The organism is Hyunsoonleella pacifica (assembly GCF_004310335.1).
GTDB classification, from domain to species: Bacteria; Bacteroidota; Bacteroidia; order Flavobacteriales; family Flavobacteriaceae; genus Jejuia; species Jejuia pacifica.
Genome location: NZ_SIRS01000003.1, coordinates 374,163 through 393,788, shown reverse-complemented (window position 1 = coordinate 393,788; position 19,626 = coordinate 374,163). Strand labels below are relative to the sequence as shown.

16 protein-coding genes are annotated in these 19,626 nt (G+C 32.6%); 2 read left to right on the top strand and 14 right to left on the bottom strand.

Translation table 11 applies throughout. From position 1 onward, the window contains the following. Positions 1 to 3: 3 nt before the first annotated feature. From EYD46_RS07945 to EYD46_RS07895, 11 genes are all read right to left on the bottom strand, one after another. Complete coding sequence (locus tag EYD46_RS07945) at positions 4 to 1,956, bottom strand: DUF3857 domain-containing protein (protein ID WP_130936543.1); 1,953 nt, start codon at positions 1,954 to 1,956, stop codon at positions 4 to 6. After that, complete coding sequence (locus EYD46_RS07940) at positions 1,925 to 5,218, bottom strand: tetratricopeptide repeat protein (RefSeq protein ID WP_130936542.1); 3,294 nt, start codon at positions 5,216 to 5,218, stop codon at positions 1,925 to 1,927. Before EYD46_RS07940 ends, EYD46_RS07945 begins: the two co-directional genes overlap by 32 nt. Before the next feature lie 149 nt (positions 5,219 to 5,367). Continuing rightward, the gene (locus EYD46_RS07935; protein ID WP_130936541.1) at positions 5,368 to 6,582 is read right to left on the bottom strand and encodes a hypothetical protein; all 1,215 of its coding nucleotides are present in this window, start codon (positions 6,580 to 6,582) and stop codon (positions 5,368 to 5,370) included. 104 nt (positions 6,583 to 6,686) lie between these two features. Next, entirely contained in the window at positions 6,687 to 6,992 is a 306-nt protein-coding gene (locus EYD46_RS07930) for a GIY-YIG nuclease family protein (protein ID WP_130936540.1), read from the bottom strand. A 56-nt stretch (positions 6,993 to 7,048) separates the two neighbouring features. Further along, on the bottom strand, positions 7,049 to 8,209 hold the full coding sequence (locus EYD46_RS07925) for a metal ABC transporter permease (RefSeq protein WP_130936539.1): 1,161 nt from the start codon (positions 8,207 to 8,209) through the stop codon (positions 7,049 to 7,051). After that, positions 8,202 to 9,329, bottom strand: coding sequence for a metal ABC transporter permease (locus EYD46_RS07920; RefSeq protein ID WP_130936538.1), 1,128 nt, complete (start codon positions 9,327 to 9,329; stop codon positions 8,202 to 8,204). Before EYD46_RS07920 ends, EYD46_RS07925 begins: the two co-directional genes overlap by 8 nt. Positions 9,330 to 9,334: 5 nt before the next feature. Then, positions 9,335 to 9,874 carry an isochorismatase family protein gene (locus tag EYD46_RS07915; RefSeq protein WP_130936537.1) on the bottom strand — a complete coding sequence of 180 codons (540 nt, stop codon included), beginning with the start codon at positions 9,872 to 9,874 and terminating at the stop codon, positions 9,335 to 9,337. Then, on the bottom strand, positions 9,871 to 10,608 hold the full coding sequence (locus EYD46_RS07910) for a metal ABC transporter ATP-binding protein (protein WP_130936536.1): 738 nt from the start codon (positions 10,606 to 10,608) through the stop codon (positions 9,871 to 9,873). The genes EYD46_RS07915 and EYD46_RS07910 overlap by 4 nt, the downstream gene beginning before the upstream one ends. A 338-nt stretch (positions 10,609 to 10,946) precedes the next feature. Next, entirely contained in the window at positions 10,947 to 11,867 is a 921-nt protein-coding gene (locus EYD46_RS07905; RefSeq protein ID WP_130936535.1) for a metal ABC transporter solute-binding protein, Zn/Mn family, read from the bottom strand. Between the two features lie 116 nt (positions 11,868 to 11,983). Further along, positions 11,984 to 12,451: a thioredoxin family protein gene (locus EYD46_RS07900; RefSeq protein WP_130936534.1), complete on the bottom strand. Its 468-nt coding sequence runs from the start codon at positions 12,449 to 12,451 to the stop codon at positions 11,984 to 11,986. Positions 12,452 to 12,462: 11 nt separating this feature from the next. After that, positions 12,463 to 14,817 (bottom strand): TonB-dependent receptor, encoded by a 2,355-nt coding sequence (locus tag EYD46_RS07895; RefSeq protein ID WP_130936533.1) that lies wholly within the window; start codon positions 14,815 to 14,817, stop codon positions 12,463 to 12,465. 102 nt (positions 14,818 to 14,919) lie between these two features. Here EYD46_RS07895 and EYD46_RS07890 point away from each other — a divergent pair, with 102 nt between their 5' ends. Next, positions 14,920 to 15,576 carry a metal-dependent transcriptional regulator gene (locus EYD46_RS07890; RefSeq protein ID WP_130936532.1) on the top strand — a complete coding sequence of 219 codons (657 nt, stop codon included), beginning with the start codon at positions 14,920 to 14,922 and terminating at the stop codon, positions 15,574 to 15,576. Between the two features lie 41 nt (positions 15,577 to 15,617). Further along, positions 15,618 to 16,163 carry a hypothetical protein gene (locus EYD46_RS07885; RefSeq protein ID WP_130936531.1) on the top strand — a complete coding sequence of 182 codons (546 nt, stop codon included), beginning with the start codon at positions 15,618 to 15,620 and terminating at the stop codon, positions 16,161 to 16,163. 19 nt (positions 16,164 to 16,182) lie between these two features. On the opposite strand, the gene EYD46_RS07880 is transcribed toward EYD46_RS07885, so the two are convergent. The 3 genes from EYD46_RS07880 to EYD46_RS07865 all read right to left on the bottom strand — a co-directional run bounded on the left by EYD46_RS07880 (position 16,183) and on the right by EYD46_RS07865 (position 19,614). Continuing rightward, a complete protein-coding gene (locus tag EYD46_RS07880) occupies positions 16,183 to 17,067 on the bottom strand; it encodes a 3-keto-disaccharide hydrolase (RefSeq protein WP_130936530.1) in 885 nt (294 codons plus the stop codon). A 202-nt stretch (positions 17,068 to 17,269) separates the two neighbouring features. Next, positions 17,270 to 19,384 carry a ferrous iron transport protein B gene (feoB, locus tag EYD46_RS07870; protein WP_130936528.1) on the bottom strand — a complete coding sequence of 705 codons (2,115 nt, stop codon included), beginning with the start codon at positions 19,382 to 19,384 and terminating at the stop codon, positions 17,270 to 17,272. Further along, complete coding sequence (locus EYD46_RS07865) at positions 19,381 to 19,614, bottom strand: FeoA family protein (RefSeq protein ID WP_130936527.1); 234 nt, start codon at positions 19,612 to 19,614, stop codon at positions 19,381 to 19,383. The genes feoB and EYD46_RS07865 overlap by 4 nt, the downstream gene beginning before the upstream one ends. Positions 19,615 to 19,626: the final 12 nt, after the last annotated feature.

Sequence of the window (19,626 nt, the reverse complement as noted above, 5' to 3'; positions counted from 1 at the left end):
ATGTTATAATTTTTTAAGAATAATTACTTCTTTATAGGCTTTCTCAATAGTTTTTACCACTTTATCAATCTCTTTTTGCTCCTCTAAAGTTAGATTGATGAAGTTAAATGTAACATGGTGTTTGTATGTTACTGTATTTTCACTTACTGCATAACTGATGTTGGCACTTATCAAGTTATTGGAAATGGAAACATTTTCCGGAATATAATCTACGGTATAACCTTCGGGGATGTTTAGTGTTGTGGTGTAGTCAAAATAACTTTTGTAATCATATTCTAAGTCGTTTTTACGATCGTTGTCCATTTTGTATGGGCTAAGCTCCTTATTTAAATTTAGATTGACGTAGATTTCATCGCCCAATTTTTTAGCGTAGCCATTCAAATTAAAGTTATAATCTACTATTAAATTTTTATCGTAGTGGAACTTGTTGGTTTCAGTAAAATTATCAATAATAAATCTGTTGTTCCCTTTTTCTAATTGCTTTATGTAAAAGGTTTTTAGTTTTTCTGCTGTATTGGCATATTCTAGGGCGTCAAAGCAATCTAATTTGCGATATCCTGATATTTCTACTTTAGATGAGCCTATTAAATTTTCTTCTTCAAGATTTACAATTGTGGTATCGATTACTGCATTTTTTGCTGCAGGTACTACAGGTACTTTTTTAATTACGAAACCAGATGCTCCTTTGGAGATTAGAGCTTCTTTTCCTTGAATAAAAGGTGTTGGGTAATCTATAGGTATAAACCTTCCCGTAGCATCTAAAAAATACGTGTTATCTGTCTTGTCTGTATATGATAAAATCATATGATTGTCTACGATAGGCGTTGGGACTTCATCATAGCTGTAGGGTATTTTTCTGGTGCCTATCCATGTGAGATCGCCTTCAATACCAGCAATTTCTAGCATTTTAAATAGTATGCTTGAGTTGTCTTTACAATCTCCATATTTTTTATTAAACACATCATTTGCCTGTCTTGGAATAAAGCCTCCCAAAGCATACTCAAAGGCAATATATTTTATATTTTTTTGTGTCCAATAATAAATGGCTTTTACCTTTTCAAAATCGTTGGTTTTATCTGCCGTTAAATTTTCAACTACTTTTATTAACTCCTGGTTTGGTTCATCTTTATTGATGTCTTTTACTAGCGAGTAGTACCACTGGTATAAATCGTCTACTTTGTTTGCCAATGCTATGGTATTGTTGTTGGCTTTATAGGACGTAATTATTGGAACTATGTGCGGAAATATTTTTTTATAAGTAGGGGAATTATACTCATACTTAAACTTATTCATGTTTTTTAACTCCCATGTGTAGATAGTTGTATTTCGTTTTTCTTGTTTGTTAAATTTGATGTCTAAATCCTCAGTTTGAAATGCTTTGAATTTTAGGGTTATATTTTTATCTGCTACAATAGTAATTTTGTTATTGACAATAGGAGAGAAATCGCCAAAATAAAACGGACTTAAAAATCGTGGGTTTTTTACATTTTCAGAATATTTTAAACGTGATTTAGAGCCTTTTTGGAGGTTCGGGAAAATGAAGTTTAAAGACTTAGAATCATCATGAAACGATTGATCTAATTCATCTTTTTCAGAAAACTCTTTAACTTCCATTTCTCTATACTTTCCATCTGAAAATACTAAAGAGGACGCTTCAACATCTTCTAATTCAAAAAACGAAGAAAAGTGTAGTGATCTTTTAGCGTTTCTACTTGCGCCTGCATCTAAATATAAATCTTCTTCAAAATGTTCTTGGGTAATATCTATGTTTTCGTCATTGAGTTTTATAGTTATAGTGGTTTCCTTGTTTAATGTAACTGCTGTAGCGTTTGGGTATAGTGTTTTATATCGTTTAAACTCTTCAGACTCTTGAGCTAAACACGTCATACTAAAACCAAATATAAAGAGCCATAAAATACGCATATTAAAAAGTTTGGGTTTTGTATATATCATCATTAAAGTAAAGTTCTTCTTTGGTTAACTTTCCATTTGTGTCGTAATATTTTTTAGGGCCTTCTAAATAGTCGTTTACATACTGGCGTTCTTCTTTAACTTTGCCATTTTCGTGATATTTAGTAGTTAAACCCTGCAATATACCATGTTCGTAATTGTATATGGCTTTTTTATTTCCGTTAGGGTAATAGTATGTTATTGTACCATCGTAATCCCCGTCCATGAAATTTAATTCACTTTCAAGCTGCCCTGAATAATAATATTCTTTGTAAAGATTCACTAAATTCCCATTTTTATATTCCATTTCTCGAGCAACGTTTCCGTTATCGAAAAACGATTTTATTTTACCTGTTTCATTCTTTATTGGAATTATAGGCAATTCGTTTCCATCAGCGTCATGATAACTGTATCCTATAAGTCTGTTGTGGTTATAAAACCGTATGAGTTGCAATTTTCCTGAATAATCGTAAAATTCCATTCTACCGTGGGTTTTTCCATAGAAGTGTTCTGTTGTTTGGGATTTATTACCATTATTATGATGGGCTTCAGAGACACCAACTATTTTTCCAAACTCATACATTTCTTTTTTATCTAGCTTACCATTTTCATGAAAATCTAATAATTCTCCATTAAGGTTACCATCTCTGTAGTGTTTTACATAACTTTTAGTACCATTAGAATTGTACCATGTCCACACACTATCCATGCTGCCATTGTTGTAATATCCTTCTAATCTCGTGTTTCCGTAATAGTCATAACTAGTATATTTACCATGTTTTATGCTATTTACATAATCTATTTCTATACCTGTTTTACCATTACTTTGCTTATAAACTACTTTATAATTGTTTTCATCAGGACGGTAGTTAATTTTTCCTAATACATTTCCCTCATGGTCATAATAGGTTTCAGAAAATAGTTTTTCTTGTTTATAATAATAGGTGCGTTCCGGATTTCCATTTACGGCAAAAAGTTCTTGTTTACCATATAGTTTTCCGCTATGGTAAAAGTTAATTTCTTTTAAAGTACCATTAATGTAATATGTACGCCATTCGCCATGGGCTGCATTCTTTTTGTACCACCCTTGTTTTTGTAATTTACCGTTTATATGGTACATGGTATAGTAACCCGTTAAGGAATCGTTTTCATATTGAGATATTGATTTTACTTCTCCGTTGTTATAATAATCAATATGTTCCCCAGTAGCTTTATTATCAATGTACTTCCCTTTACTTGTAAGTACTCCGTTTTTTGAGTAAAATTTCCACAACCCTTTTTTTCCTCCTTTAATATCGTATAGGCCTTCCGAAAACTTATTACCATGAGCATAATATCCTGCGAACTGAAATTCGCCACCTTTTTTTCGGGCTTCTTTTATAGTTTCCCTTTTTTTATTGTAGTATTTATATGCAATTACTTCGCCTTTACGATAGGTAAACTCACTAATTATTTTACCATCTGTATCATAGTATTTATTAATACCGTCTAAAGAACCATTACTGTAAATTTCATCACTTTCTAAAACACCATCTCTGTAATAGGTTTTAAATGGACCGTTGTAAAAATCATCAATACTATTACCTTCTTTATGAATTTTTCCATTTGTATAGTATGTTTTATATGCACCATTTAATTCGCCATTGGCATAACTTACCTCTGAAGCTATTTTTTTATTAAAGTGAAAATCTTTGTATTCCCCGTGTCTTTTTCCATCAACAAAAGGAATGTCGGCAAAAAGATCGCCATTGGCATAATATTCCTTAGCGATAGATTCTACTTTACCATCTTTGTAGGGTACATGCCATTCTAATAATTGTTTGCCAACTTTAAAATACGATTGGTATAGTCCGTCTAATTTACCTTCTTTAAAATATTTTTCTTCAATAAGTGCGCCGTCATCATTATAAACCAAATATTTACCATCTAGTTTTCCATCTAAAAAATTAGCTGCTATTTTTGGTTTTCCATTATCAAAGAAATGCAGGTTTTCTCCGTTTAATTTTGTGTTTTTATATATGGCTGTTTCTCTTACTCTACCATTTGTATAATACCAAGTCCATTTTTGGTCGCGCTCTCCGTTTTTATCATAAATACCTTCAGAGGATAATTGCCCATCTTCGTTATAGATAAACCATTTGCCGACTGACGTTTCTCCATTCATTTTTCCAACAGCTTGTGTATAATTATCATAATAATAATTAGAAACTTCTTGAGACTTGCCATCAAACGCAATGGTGTTGGTTTTAAGAATGCTTCGCCATTTACTGTAGAATTTTTTAAGAAAGTCTACAATGTTTTTTTCATTGTTACTTACAATCTTCTTATATTTTTCATTTTCTATTGGATAGCATAATGTATAAATAAAGTTTTCAAAAAGATTATTTTCTGCAATCCATTTGTAAAGCATTACATATTTTTTATCCCAAAACCCTTCATAACCTTCAAAATCCTGTATTTGTTGTAATAGCGCATGATTTTGTTTGGTAAGCGAAATTTCAATTTTATGGCCAGTTTTGTATTTTTTGTTTAATGCAATTTTGTTATTCAAGATTAAATCTAATTCATCAAAAGCTTCATCGTCCTTAGAAATTTCAATATCTGGATTTGCTTTGTGTTCATTTCTGGAAGCAACAATATTATTTAAAGATTGTAAGGTTGTAAAGGCATCCTCTTCATTTATTATTAAAATTAAATATACATTAAAACACATTAGAGCTTGTGTAATACGCTCTTGTTGGTAACAAATATTACCTAATTGTAAATGTGGTCTTGCATAGGTTGGTTTTAATATAATTGCGGTTTTATATGCTTGTACAGCTTCTTCAATTTTCGAAGCGTTTTCTAGGGCTATGCCTTTATTACACCATAATTCTGCATTTTTAGGATAGGTTTTTAAAGCTTCATCATAAACTTTAATGGCTTCATCATATTTTTCTGTAAGAACATAAATAAGAGCTTTGTTTATATAAAATGAGGTGTTTAAAGAGGTGCAATCTCTTGTTAAACCTTCGTTTACAATATCAATGGCTTCATCGTATCGCTCTGAATTTAACAAGTAGTATGATTTAGTGACTAGTACATCGCAATAGGAAGAATCATTTTCACTTATCTTATTTAATAGTTCAATGTTTTTTTTGTAATCTTCTTTTGAAGCTTTATCAGACAGTTGTTCATAAATGTCATCTAAATCAACATAAGGAATTTTTTCTTGTGCAGAAAGTTTGATGGCAAATAACGATATAACCATCAGTATTATGTATCTCATGGGGTTTGTTTAGTAAAATAAAAGTACGAAAACTTAACATTTAAGAGCAATAGAGTATGGCAAAAAATTAGTTTTTTTGATGAAATACATGATTATAAAGAGGAATGGATCTATTTTAACTTTATTGAGAAACATATAAAGTACTAACATTATTCAATAGGAGCTATTTCTAACCCATAAAAAGAACTTCCTTTTTTAGCAATACGATTAAAGTGAGAAATTGAATAATCCCAAATATGCCTAATTGGTGTTCCTATTTTTATTTCAGTAAGCTCTTCTCTAGTCAAATTATTTAAGGTTTTATTAAATTTCATTTTTGATTTTCCTTCTCTGATTTCTTGATATGCAGAGTTAATTAATGTATTCATTTCTAGGAAGCTTGAATAATTAGACTCTAAGTCATAAAGACTTATGATGACATCATTATCCTCAATGTGAGGTCTAATAAGTTTTTTTAAATGATTTATTTTTATAATGGAATTATTAAAATAAATAGTGTTCTTTTTTAACAATATTATTCTGATTTTTTGACTCTTGCCATTGAATTCTGAATAATTTAAAAGAGGTGGAGGTGGAGGAATGAGATCTTTATTAGTAGAAGTATTGGCTTGGAAAAGGTCATGCTCACTAAAAGGAGGAAGTCTTTTTGTTGTTTTTTCATATTCATAATATAAACCAAGTGAATTATCATATTTCAAAAGGATATTATTGATAAGACATAATTTAAGTTGATTAACTTTTTTATGTTCAAAAAATATGTCTTCAAGATATTTCATTGGAGTAGACTTATCAACGAATAAATAAGATGAGTAAAAAGGAATTATTTCATGCCTTTCAGATGCTCTTTGATTAGCTATAAATGCAGGTAAATCTTCTATTTCAGAATACTTATCATTAAGTTGTAAACTGAATTGATTATTATCTATACGTCTTCCAAATAAGATATAATATTTTAACTCTTTATTATTTGAATTGTTTGATGTGAAGTGTTTAGAGTTTATTTTTGGCAACTCTATTTTGGTTATAGGTTTGTCATATAGCCAGTTATATATGCTATCGTTATTGTCTTTTATGTAGAAGGCGTTTTTTAATGAAAGCGTGTCATCAATAATATTTGTTCCAATAGTCCAATTATTAAATACAAACTGATTGTTTCCAGTTTTTAAAGGATACTCATGTGGATGATGAAAACTCCAATAGTTGAATTTTATTGAATCATTTTCAATGCTAAAAAAAGATGGAGTTTCGGATTCGTTATTGTCTAATTTAAATATGTCAAGTATCCATTTACCATTATATTTTTCTTTGTTTTCACAAGAAAGAAAACAGAAAATTAAAGCAAAAAAGAAAAGGAATTTTTTCATAAAGGCTAATATTTAAGACTAAAGCCACAATAAAGATACCAAAGTTACCTCCTAAATAAGAGAAATGTTTTGTCATTCAGAAGGAGGAACGACTGAAGAATCTTTTAAATTTCATCATTTAAAAAAGACCATGACGGATTAAAACTATTTATTAAGTTTTCTTTTTTTAACCTGCTCCAACCTTTGATTTGTTTTTCTCTTGTTATTGCATCTTTAATCTCAAAAAAGTGTTCGTGATAAATCAGATAAAAACACCTGTATTTTGTTGTAAATGCTTTAGAAAATGCTGTTGGGTTATTATGGAAGTAAAGTCGCTCTTTTAAATTATTAGTCATTCCTGTGTAAAGAACAGTTTTAGATTTATTAGTTAGAATATAGACGTAATAGTTGTGATTACCTATTGTTTTCATGTTCCCAATTTAGCACTGTTTTATTAAAGAGATTCTTCGCTTCGCTCTGAATGACATCAGCCCCTAAACAAAAAGAAATCATCCTTCATGGCTTCAATCTGTGCATCTTTATTTGTGATGATATAATCAATAGCTTTCGAAGTGAAATCTTCCCCTTTTTCTGTCAATGAAACAATATTTTTATCTAGTTGAATCATATTGTTTTTTATAGCTAAATCTAAAACGGTTTTTGAACGCACCTTTTGCCAATTGATATGTTCGTTGAGGTGGTTTACATGACGTTCTTCCTCTTCTGTATGGTTTTTTAGGTGTAAAAGAAAGGTTAATAATGATACTTCTGTACGTTGTTGTTTTTCTCTATACATTACAGCAATGATACCTTTTCTTGGAGCAAATAGATACACTGCTAAAAATAATAATCCTAACATAGTTGTAATAGATCCAGCGATAGATGCATCGAGCCAATGTGCTACCCAATAGCCTGAAATGGCACTAAATACTCCAAAGCAGATGGCGTAAAGCAGCATACGTTTTAATTCGTTGGTTAGTAAGTATGCGGTTGCTGCGGGAGCAATCATTAATGCAACTACTAAAATAGCACCTACAGCATCAAAAGCACCTACTGTGGTTACTGATGAGACAGTCATTAATCCATAATGAATCATAGCTGGAGAAAATCCTAATGAAGCCGCTAAACCTGCATCAAACGTACTTACTTTTAATTCTTTGAAAAAGGCAAACAGGAGTCCGATAGTGATGATTAGAATACTACCAATTATCCATAAAGACTTTGGACCGATATCCACACCTGAAATGAGTAATCTATCAAAAGGAGCAAAAGCCAATTCTCCCAGTAAAACAGCATCAACATCTAGATGCACATCGTTGGCATTTTTTGCAATCATAATAACGCCAATACTAAACAACGCTGGAAACACTAATCCGATAGCGGTATCTTCTTTTACTAACCCAGTTTTTTGAATATACTCTACTAAAACCACAGTTAATACTCCGGTTAAAGCTGCTAAAAGAATAAGCAAAGGCGAGTTTAAATCCTGAGTAATAAAAAATCCGATAACGATTCCTGGTAAGATAGAATGACTAATGGCATCGCTTATCATTGCCATTTTCCTCAAAACCAAAAATGTTCCCGGAATAGCACAGGCAATAGCGACCACACTAGCAATTAATTGTATTTCAATTTGGGCATTACTCATTGTTGTCACTTTGTTGATTGTACAAGTTTGATGCAGTTTTAAAACCTTCCTCTGTTAAACTCCACATATTACCTTCTAACTTCACAAAGTTTTTTTGTACCAATTTTTGTAACGTGTTTTTGGTGTAGCCTTGAAAATTATTTAGGATTTTGATGGCGTGTGGATGCGATATGTTTTCATGACTTTCAACAATGTTGTACATAAACGCTAGAGTTTTATGTAATTGTAAATCGCGACGATTTTTTATAAAACGAATTTGTTTAAACAACAAGCCTCTGCTTGGGGAAAAAATGAATGATATCAAAACAAAGATGCTAGCAACAATAACGATAACTGGTCCTGTTGATAGATTGTTTTGTGTAGCGCTTATGGCAGTACCAAATACACCTGAAAATGCTCCAAAAACAGCTGCTAGAAATACCATAATTCCTAAACTGTTTGTCCATTGTCTTGCTGCGGCAGCTGGAGCCAACAACATAGCACTCATTAAAACAACGCCCACCGTTTGCAGCCCCAAAACAATGGCTAAAACGATAAAAGTGGTTATTAAAATGTCAATTGTTTTGGTGTTAAAACCTAAGGTTTTGGTATAATCTGCATCAAATAAAAGGATTTTGAATTCTTTCCAAAACAGTAATAACACGAATAAACAAATGCCTGTTACAATAGCCATCATCCATACATCAGTTTCTATTAATGTTGCTGCTTGACCAAATAAGTATTTATCTAACCCAGCTTGATTAGCATTGGGTTGTTTTTGAATAAATGTGAGTAACAACATACCAAAACCAAAAAACAAGGATAAAATTAACCCTAAGGCGGTATCTGATTTTAAATGTGTTTTTTTGATAATACCTCTAATCCAAAAAGTCCCCAAAAGGCCGCTTACTAATGCCCCCACTAGTAAAGTATTACTGTTTTTTGCGCCTGTAAGTAAAAAGGCTATGGCAATACCAGGCAAAGCAGCGTGTGAAATCGCATCGCCTAATAAACTTTGCTTTCTGAGCACGGCAAAACTACCTAGCATTCCTGTTACTGCGCCTAAAATTGCAGTACCAAGTGTTATAGTTCTTAGTGTGTAGTCTGTAAATACGAGTTTTATGTATTCTGTAAAGTCGATGATTTTTACAAATTTTTAATTATTTCTTCGGTGGATTTTACAACTACCTTTCCTTTTGTTGGAATCATGTTTTGCCATACCCAATTGTAGTGGTCAATTACTTGTTTCGCTTTTAAGCCAGGTCTTTCTCCTGTAGTGTGACCATCTCCAACAACTGTTATATTATAGTCTTTAGTTAATGCTGATTGTATTGTAGACTCAACACAGAAATCTGTTGCACATCCTGTAATTACCAATTCTGAAATTTTTAACTCAATCAATTTAGATTGGAGTTTTGATTTGTAAAAGACATCGTTGGCATATTTATCAATTAAAATATCGTTTTGTTTTACTATTAAATCATTTAAATTTTCCCATTCAATAGATCCTTTTTCAAATTCCCCAGTTCCAGTTCCGTCATGTTGAATGTAAATTACTGGTAAGTTTTGTGAGCGAAATAGAGCAGCAATTTTATTTATTCTTTGAATGACACCAATTGTATTATACCTTGGAGTTTTCGGTGTAAAAGATCCTTTTTGCATATCAATTACTAAAAGTGCTGTCATTCCTGTATACTTACTTTATAATTAATACCATAGGTTTTTGTTAAATTATCATCATTAAAGATATCTTTAACTGGTCCTGTGGCAATCTTTTTTACGTTTAAAAAGGTAACCCAATCAAAATATTCTGGAACGGTTTGCAAATCGTGATGTACCACAATTACCGTTTTACCTGCTTTTCTTAATTCTTTTAAAATATTGATGATGGCAATTTCAGTTGTAGCATCTACGCCTTGAAACGGTTCATCCATGAAATAAATTGAAGCGTTTTGCACTAAGGCTCTTGCTAAAAATATACGTTGTTGCTGTCCGCCAGAAAGCTGACTTATTTGTCGGTTTTTAAAAGGCAACATACCTACTTTTTCAAGTGCTTCTAAGGCTGCCTTTTTTTGCTTTTGCCCAGGGCGTTTTATCCAGCCTAAGCTACCATAGGTACCCATCATTACAACATCTAGTGCTGTAGTTGGGAAATCCCAATCTACACTACCTTTTTGAGGAACATAAGCAACAACCTGACGTTGTTTTTCATAAGGTTTATCATAAATACTTACGCTTCCTGCAATGGGTTTTAAAATGCCTAAAATAGATTTTATGAGGGTTGATTTTCCTGCGCCGTTGGGGCCTACAATAGCCATAAGTACCCCTTCTGGGATTTCTAAGTCGATATCCCAAAGTACGGGTTTGTAGTTGTAGGCTACGGTTAGGTCGTCTACTTTTACGGCGATCTTTTTTTTCATTTTTATTTGTTTAAATATTCATTTTGCCTTGATGCACTATTTAGTTTGAAACTTCCAGTGGATGTTTTGAACTAAATACATCAAACCAAACCTGCTTGCCGGCAGGAAATCAAGTTCAAGCCGAGGAATTTTTCATTCCGCTATGGCGGAATGAAAACCGATTTGAAAACTCCGCGTCGAACTATCGTTCTCCTGTTCTCGGAGCTTTTCTTCATCTATTCTGCGCCTTGACGATCTATTCTTTGAATTGACTTGGGTGTTGACCTTTTTGCCAAATCATTTCTTTATTTCAATTTGTTTTAACTCTTCATTTTCTAAGCAAGAGTGAATTTCCTCTCCTAGGGGAGGTTAGGAAGGGCTAATGCTTCCACTATCGTATTTACATTATATTCAAACATCCCGATATATGTACCTTCTAGAGTTCCTGCATTTCCAAGAGCATCAGAATATAATTCTCCTCCTATGGTAACGTTATGACCTTTTGATTTTACTGAGGCTTGCAACGCTTCGATAGTACGTTTTGGCACCGAACTTTCTACAAAAATGGCTTTCACATTGTTCTCTATAATAAAGGTTGATAATTTTTGAACGTCTTGAACGCCAGCTTCTGTAGCGGTGGACAAGCCTTGAAGCCCTACTACTTCAAAATCAAAAGCCTTTCCGAAGTAATTGAAAGCATCGTGTGCGGTTACTAAAATGCGTTGTTCTTTAGGTAAAGTTTCGATTGTAACTTTTACCCGTTTACTCAAATCTTCTAGCTGACGTAAATATTTAAAACCATTAGCTTGAAAAAAATCTTTTTTATCTGGAATTGCTTCTGAAAGTATTTCAACAATATAATTAGTTGCTTGCATCCAGTATTGAATATCAAACCATATATGCGGGTCGTAGTTTGACGCAAAGTATTCTGAACCTATCAATGTGTTTTTATCGATAATATCAGAAACTGCAACGGTTTTTTTGTTTTTCATCTTCTCAAAAACTTCAACCAGTTTGCCTTCTAAATGTAAACCGTTATAGAAAATAATATCGGCATTGGCTAGTTTGGTTACATCGCCTTCGCTGGCTTTATATAAGTGCGGGTCTACACCGCTACCCATTAATCCTTGAAGATTAATATGATCGCCGCCTATGTTTTTAACCAAATCGGTTATCATAGTTGTGGTAGTTACTACATTTAGCTTACCGTTACTTTGTTTTTCATTTTTACAATTGTATAAGAATAATACGGCGCAAAAAAGAAACATATATTTTTTCATGTCTCTAAAAATTTATTACGAAAGTACTAAAAAATGACTTTTCGGTTGATTTACGTAGTCTTTATGGTTGTTTTTCAGTTATTTCATTATTAGATGGAAGTTGCTATGTACTCAAATTATAACTTATTTAGAAGTTGTTTTGATGTATAATATTTGAAAACGCGTTCTCTTATGTTAAAAGCATTCTCAAAAAATAAAGTTGCGGGTAGTGTAAATGCTTTATTTTCCCGCGATGCCAGTAATAAAGGTAATTCATGCACACCATTACGTTTCTTTGTTGCTTGTTTGTTAGTGAAAATAACTCCATCAAAAACTATAGTGTCTTTAGATTCTACATCCATTTCTACTGCATAATAATCTGTATTTAGCTTTTGAATAACTTCTGGATTGGTAAATACCTTTCTCTTTATCTTTTTGCAATAGGCACACCATTCTGAATGAAAATAAACGAAAACTGGTTTTGGTTCTTTATTTAATGCCTGTTCTAGTTGTGCCCAAGACATCCAGTTTATACCAGAGTTAGTTTGAGCAGAAACTGCACTTAATGAAACAGATAGCAAAATAAGACAAACAAAATATTTCATGTGATACACTTTTAAAAATCTCCAAATTTTAATCCAAAAAATATGGTTCTAGGACGATTTGGTCCATAAACAAAATCTGAATCTCTACCTGCACCAGTATCAAAATCATTTTGATAACTGTTAAATAGATTTTGTACGCCACCACTTAATTCTACATGAAATGCTTCTTTAAGCTCAAAATGGTAAGTTAGCTTGGTAGTTATATCTAAAAAATCTTCAGAATCTACTAAATCAATAAAACCAGAGTCACTTACAACACGAGGTACAATCATAGAACCTGTATAACTTCCTGTTAAATCAAGCTTTAATTCATCATTAATTTGCCAATTAGAGTTTATAAAACCATACATATTAGGTGCTCGCGCAAATTCATCTAAAATAACATCTTCTTCATTTGGAATTGTTCCATCTGCTTCAAAAAGTATTTGAGATGCTTTGTAGATAGATTTTTGAAATGTGACACCTGCTTGAAAAAACAAGTCGGGACTAGGCGATACACTTAGCTCAATATTTGCTCCAGCTACATAGGCTCCAGAGCCATTTCTTGATTCTTCTAAAATAGAACCATTTGGAAGTGAGCTTCCTGTGCTTACTATAGTGAATGGGTTTTTTAATGATGTGTAAAATCCTTCCACTAAAAGGTTGGTTTGGGTAGTGTTGAAATCTTTTGTAAAGTCTAAAGATGCGGTATAGGCATTTGAAAACTCGCTTTCAAGATTTTCTGACAAAATAACGAAACGTTGTTCGCCTCCCACAGAAGAAATATGAAGGTCTTCATTAAATGCTTGTGGTGCCCTAAAGCCTCTGGCATAACCACCTCTAAACTGAAGGGCTTCTGTGATGTTGTAAAGCAATGTTAAACGTGGACTTAACACCGTTTCTGAAACATCAGAGCGACGCGATATATCTTGTATGGTATAAAAACCATTTACTGTTACATTATCTAAACGTGCACCGATTAGCGCTGAAAATTTATCTGAGGGTTTCCATTGGTATTGCCCGTAAATACCAAGGCTTTTTACATTTTGGTCTACTACACGATTGTAACCCGTAATGGCGTCATCTGTATCATTTACCTGATATTCTACACCAGTAGTAATAACGTCGTTATTGGTAAATTCGTGGTTAAATTTAGCTCCACCTACAAACGCAATATCTTTTGTTACACCAAAGGCGCTATTTGCCAGAATAGAGTCTGTAGCAGTTCTGCCTCCACCAAGACCACCATAGTAGCTGTCTCTGTTAGTATATTGTAGAGAGGTATACACACTGAGTGTGTTGGTGCGTTCGTCATTATATAATTCATAATCTAAACCAGTAAATACAGTATTGTGGTCTAGCTCTTCTGTAATATCTGTAAACTGTGGTGCTAAATCCAATCGATCTCCACCACGCCTGTATTCACGAATACCTGTAAAATCAAATCCAATTTTACTATTATCATTAGGTCTCAAGAATGCTTTTGCACCTAATGAATTATTGTTTAGTTCGGTAATTTCTGAAAAACCATCTCCATTAGCATCATAAGCATCACGGTCTCTAAAAATACCATAAATGGTAATACCACTCATTAAATCTTCACTAATTAAAGACCCATTTACATTTACATTTCTATCGGTCGTAGTACCATCAATAATACCTAGTGTAGAATTTATTTCCCAAGTATCGTTTACAGGTTCTTTGGTAATTACATTAATGGTACCAGCAATAGCGTTTGATCCAAATAATGCAGAACCACCACTTCGTACTACTTCTACACGATCTATGATATTAACAGGAATTTGTTCTAAGCCATAAACCCCATTAAGCGCGCTAAATACAGGACGACTATTTACCAATACTTGAGTGTATTGCCCCTCTAAGCCATTTAAGCGTACCTGCGTAAAACCACAATTTTGACAATTGGTTTCCACGCGAACCCCGGGTTGGTAATTTAAACCGTCTGCTAAAGAAAGTGATTGTGTAGCTTTAAATAATTTAGGGCTTAACACTTTTACAATTACTGGGGCTTCCTTTTTACTAATGCGATTTCTGGTGGCACTTACTACAATTTGATTTAAACCTAGTGCATCTTCAACTAATGAAAAATTTACAGTTTTATTTTCGCCAACAGATAGTGAAATGTTTTTGCTAGTAGCACGGTACCCTTGAGATTCTGCTATTATTGTAGTGTTTCCAGCAGGGATACTAAGCTCATATACTCCATTTTCATCAGTACTAACACCTTGTGTGCCACCTTTTACATATACGCTAGCATAGGCTACAGGTAATTCGTTTGAAGTAACTGTACCAGAAATTTTAGCAGTTTCTTTTTGTCCAAAAGATAAAAAGGGCATTATTAAAATGAAGAAAATACAATGTTTCATCAAAACATATTTTTATGCAAATATAAATATATTTTTAGATTAACCTAAAAATTATTTTAAACTACTATATTTATACTATATTTGCGTAGCTAAATAGCAATAATGATTACACTAACTGAAGAGAATTATATAAAGGCGATTTATCATTTAGGAAAGCAAGGTGCTACTAATGTGAGTACTAATGCTATTGCTAAAGAAATGGAGACTAAGGCATCTTCAGTTACCGATATGGTAAAAAAGTTATCTGAAAAAGGTTATGTAGATTATAAAAAATACCAAGGTGTTTCATTAACTGAAGAAGGCGAAATTATTGCCATTAATATTGTACGTAAGCATAGGCTTTGGGAGGTGTTTTTAGTTGAAAAGCTAAATTTTTCTTGGGATGAAATTCATGATGTTGCTGAGCAATTAGAGCACATTAAGTCTAAAAAATTAATAACTCAATTAGATGCTTTTTTAGGATACCCTACACATGATCCTCATGGAGATCCTATTCCAGATGCAACAGGTAAAATAAAGAAGATTGATAAAATTTTATTATCCGAAGCTAAAGTTGGAGATACTTGTATTTGTGTAGGTGTGATTGATTCGTCTACAGAATTCCTTCAATATTTAGATAAGCATAAGATATCCCTAGGATGTGCCATAAAATTGCTGCAGCGTGAACCTTTTGATAATTCTATAACTATTGAAATAGAAGGTAAAGAATTAGCAATATCTAATATGATAGCTAATAATTTATTTGTGAAGGTTGCTTAGAGGTTGGTATAATAGTTGATGCGTTTTTCTAAACTACATCAATGAAGAAACCAATACAAATACTACTCTTTTTCTTTTTTCTTTACTCTTCTTGTATCCCTTTAAGAATTGCTCCAAGTATTGAAACTGATAAAGTGATGGTTGCCAAAAAGTTTAAACGTAAATTACCTAAACAAAATGCATTTATTTTTGAAGACCCAAAAGATGCAAATGAATTTTACAATTACATAAACACAAAATACGAGTTATCCCATCAAAATGTAGAAAACAATGTCCGTTTTGAAGTAAATGATAAATCTTTTTATTTTTCATTTTATGAAGTAGAAATACCTACTAAAACACTAAACCTAGTTCCTATTGCGTTAGATGTTGCTTTAGAAAAAAGTAACATAACACCTATGTTCGAAGATATTCATGCATCAAGAACAGGTAATTGGTATATTGTGATAACTGTGAATGATGAAGTATTTAATGACTCACTTTCCAAAGAGTGTTCAGAAAGATTAGATATTATAAGTTATTTACAAGCAATGCGTATAGAATATATTGAGACACAAAACTATTTAGAAGCTTTATTTAAAAAATAGTCTGTTAATTTAATTACTCTTACTTAAACCGCACCTGATTTTTTATAAATTCAGGAAACTCAGTAATTGGAGTTATTGTCATTTCTTTATAATAACATTCTGCAGCTTCAGATTGAATTTGAATTTGTCCCTCGGTTAAGGGTTTACCAGTTTCTGGATTCATAGCATTTTCAACTACCATAACTATTTTACCATTTACTACATGCACAGCATTGTTGCCAACAACGAAAAGCTCTAAGTGGTTCCAATTTCCATGAGGATTTTGAGGTTCTATATAAGCATGGATATAACCTTTACCTTCAAAATATGTGTCTAAATTTGGGTTGTACTGTTTTGTTTCAGTAGTAACGCTACCTCTAATTTCTACACTAGGGCCGCCAACTTTTGGTTCTGCACTATTACCTGGTAAAGAAATAAAATCTCCAAGATCTGTTTCTTGTACCTGAAACTCTAAACAAGTTTTCCAAGTATTCCAAAATCTACCGTAATCGCCGTAGCTATGATATAGTATACCTGTATCTTTTCTTCGTTGTAGTCTTGGTTCCCATTTTTTATTACCCCATCTGAACATTGTGCTAAAATGATAATTGCTGTAGTTAGCTTTAGTTGTTATACTTCCATAAATCTCACCACTAATGTTTAATATGGTTGTGCCGTTAATATTTGTTGTGGTAAATATATTTTTTATGTCGTTGTTTAGTCCTAGAGGAGTTCCTTTTCTAACATCTTTAGATTGATATGTGCCTTCTGGTAAACCTACTACTGTGCTATGCGGTACACCAATAAAGGTATTAAAGTTTGTAAGATTAGCATCTAAAAGGTGGGTGGTATTTTTTTCTTCTTGTGCAAAAGTATAAAAGGTACATAACAAAGTTAATACCAATAGAAATGGCTTCTTTTTCATTATAAAAAATTATCGAAATATATTTGACTAAAGTACTAGATTTTAATGGCAACCACAACCTTCGTTACCACACGCTTTTTTGGGTTTTGGTTTTTTCCAAAAGAATTTTTTAATCAAAAACACAACTGCTATACCAACTAAAGTGAATACTAATATATTTTGAATGATGCTATTCATAAAATGTCGGTCGTTTTTTTAGATATTATTTCAAAAACTGAAAAGCGATTAATGCTACAAGATACGCAAAGGACGTCATAACTACGAGTTGAAGCATAGGCCACTTCCAGCTGTTGGTTTCTTTCTTAACAATGGCAAGCGTACTCATACATTGCATAGCAAAAGCATAAAAGAGGAGTAGCGAGATACCAGAGGCAAATGTAAAAACTTTAGAGCCATCAGCATATACTTCGTTTTGCACTCTATTTTTTATAATAGATGTGGCTTCATCCTCATTATCCATATCGTTGGCACTTCCTATACTATAAATAGTTGCTAGTGTACCTACAAAAACTTCTCTTGCAGCGAAAGAAGTTACAAGACCAATACCAATTTTCCAATCGTAACCTAAGGGTTTTATAACAGGTTCAATGCTCTTTCCTATAATACCAATGTAAGAGTGCTCTAATTTGTGCTCGTCTATTCTATTATTTAAAACGTTTTCAGGGAGGTTTGGGTTGGCACTACTTACAATATTTTCGGCATTATTAAACTGCTCTCCAGGGCCATAAGATGCCAAAAACCAAAGTATAATTGAAATAGCAAGAATGATTTTCCCAGCTTCTAGCACAAAAGTTTTAGTTTTTTCTAAAACTGTTAAAGCTAAGTTTTTAAATAAGGGCAATTTATAAGTTGGCATTTCTATTAAAAAATAGTTTTTGCTCTTAATATGTAATACCTTATTAAGCAACATGGCAGAAAAAATAGCTGTTGCAAAACCAATTAAATACATTAGCATTAAGGTTAGTGCTTTATAGCTAAATCCTAAAAGGCTACCTTCGGGAATTACCAACGCAATAATAATTAAATACACTGGGAGTCTTGCTGCACAGGTGGTAAATGGCGTAACCAAAATGGTTATTAAACGTTCTTTCCAGCTTTCTATATTTCTGGCAGCCATTACAGCAGGAATTGCACAAGCGGTACCAGATATTAAAGGCACTACGCTTTTTCCACTCAATCCAAAACGGCGCATTATTTTATCCATTAAAAACACCACGCGACTCATATAACCGCTTTCTTCGAGCACGGCAATAAAAAGGAATAAAAAGGCAATTTGCGGAATAAAAATAACCACACCACCTAAACCAGCAATAATACCTTCAGAAATTAAACTTGTAAAAGCACCAGCGGGTAAAGTATTATCTACCCATTCGCTTAGTGAAGCAAAGAAGCTATCGATAAGGTCCATAGGAAGCTCAGACCATTTGTAAATAGCTTGAAAAATAACTAATAGGATAAATGCAAAAATAATATAGCCCCAAAATTTATGAGTTAAAATTCTGTCTAATTTTATGCGTATATCTTTGGCTTCTTTAAGGTTTATGGTTTGCCCTTTTTTAAGCGCATCATTTATAAATTGGTAGCGTTTAATTGTTTCCTTTTGTTGTAAACGCTTCAAGTCTGTGGTATTTTTCACCTTAAAATCTGCTACCTTATCAAACTCTTTTCTGTTTACCTTACCAAAATTTACATCTTGTGTAATAACAAGCCATAGTTTGTATAGTAATTGATTTGGAAATACTTTTTTTAGGTTTCCAAAATATTCAGGATCTATAGTGGTAGTATCTAAACAAACAGTGGTAGAAACGGTTTTGTAATCGCTAATAAGAGTTTTTAACGTATCTATTCCCTCGTTTTTACGCGTACTTACCAAAGCTATTTTAGTGTTTAGTTTTTCCTCTAAATGTGGAATGTCTAAAGAAATACCCTTATAGCTCATTCTATCAGCCATATTAATTACCAAAATCGTTGGGATTTCCAAATCCTTAATTTGCGTAAAAATTAAAAGGTTTCGTTTAAGGTTTTCAACGTCTGTAACAACAACGGCAATATCTGGAAAATCTTTATCATTCTTATTAAGCAATAGCTCTATCACTACACTTTCATCAAGAGAAGAGGCATTTAAACTATAAGTCCCAGGTAAATCAATAATACGAGCTTTTACACCATCTTTCAATTTGCAAACACCCTGTTTTTTCTCAACCGTAATACCTGGGTAATTGCCTACCTTTTGGTTTAAGCCTGTTAACGTATTAAACACCGAAGTTTTACCTGTGTTAGGGTTACCAATCAATGCCACATTTATTTCTTTACTCATGTAGCGGTTTTTTTAATTAAAATAAGAGCAGCGGTTTCTTTTCTTATGGCAAGATGGGTTCCGTTTACGTTTAAATATAACGGATCCTTCAAAGGTGCTACTTGTACAAGTTCCACAGAACTTCCTGGTAAACATCCCATTTCTAAAAGCTTTAAAGGAATATGTTTCGAAGAAACATCAGTAATTACAGCATGTTCGCCGCGTTTTAATTGTGCTAAAGTATATTCCAAGCTTATTTAGAT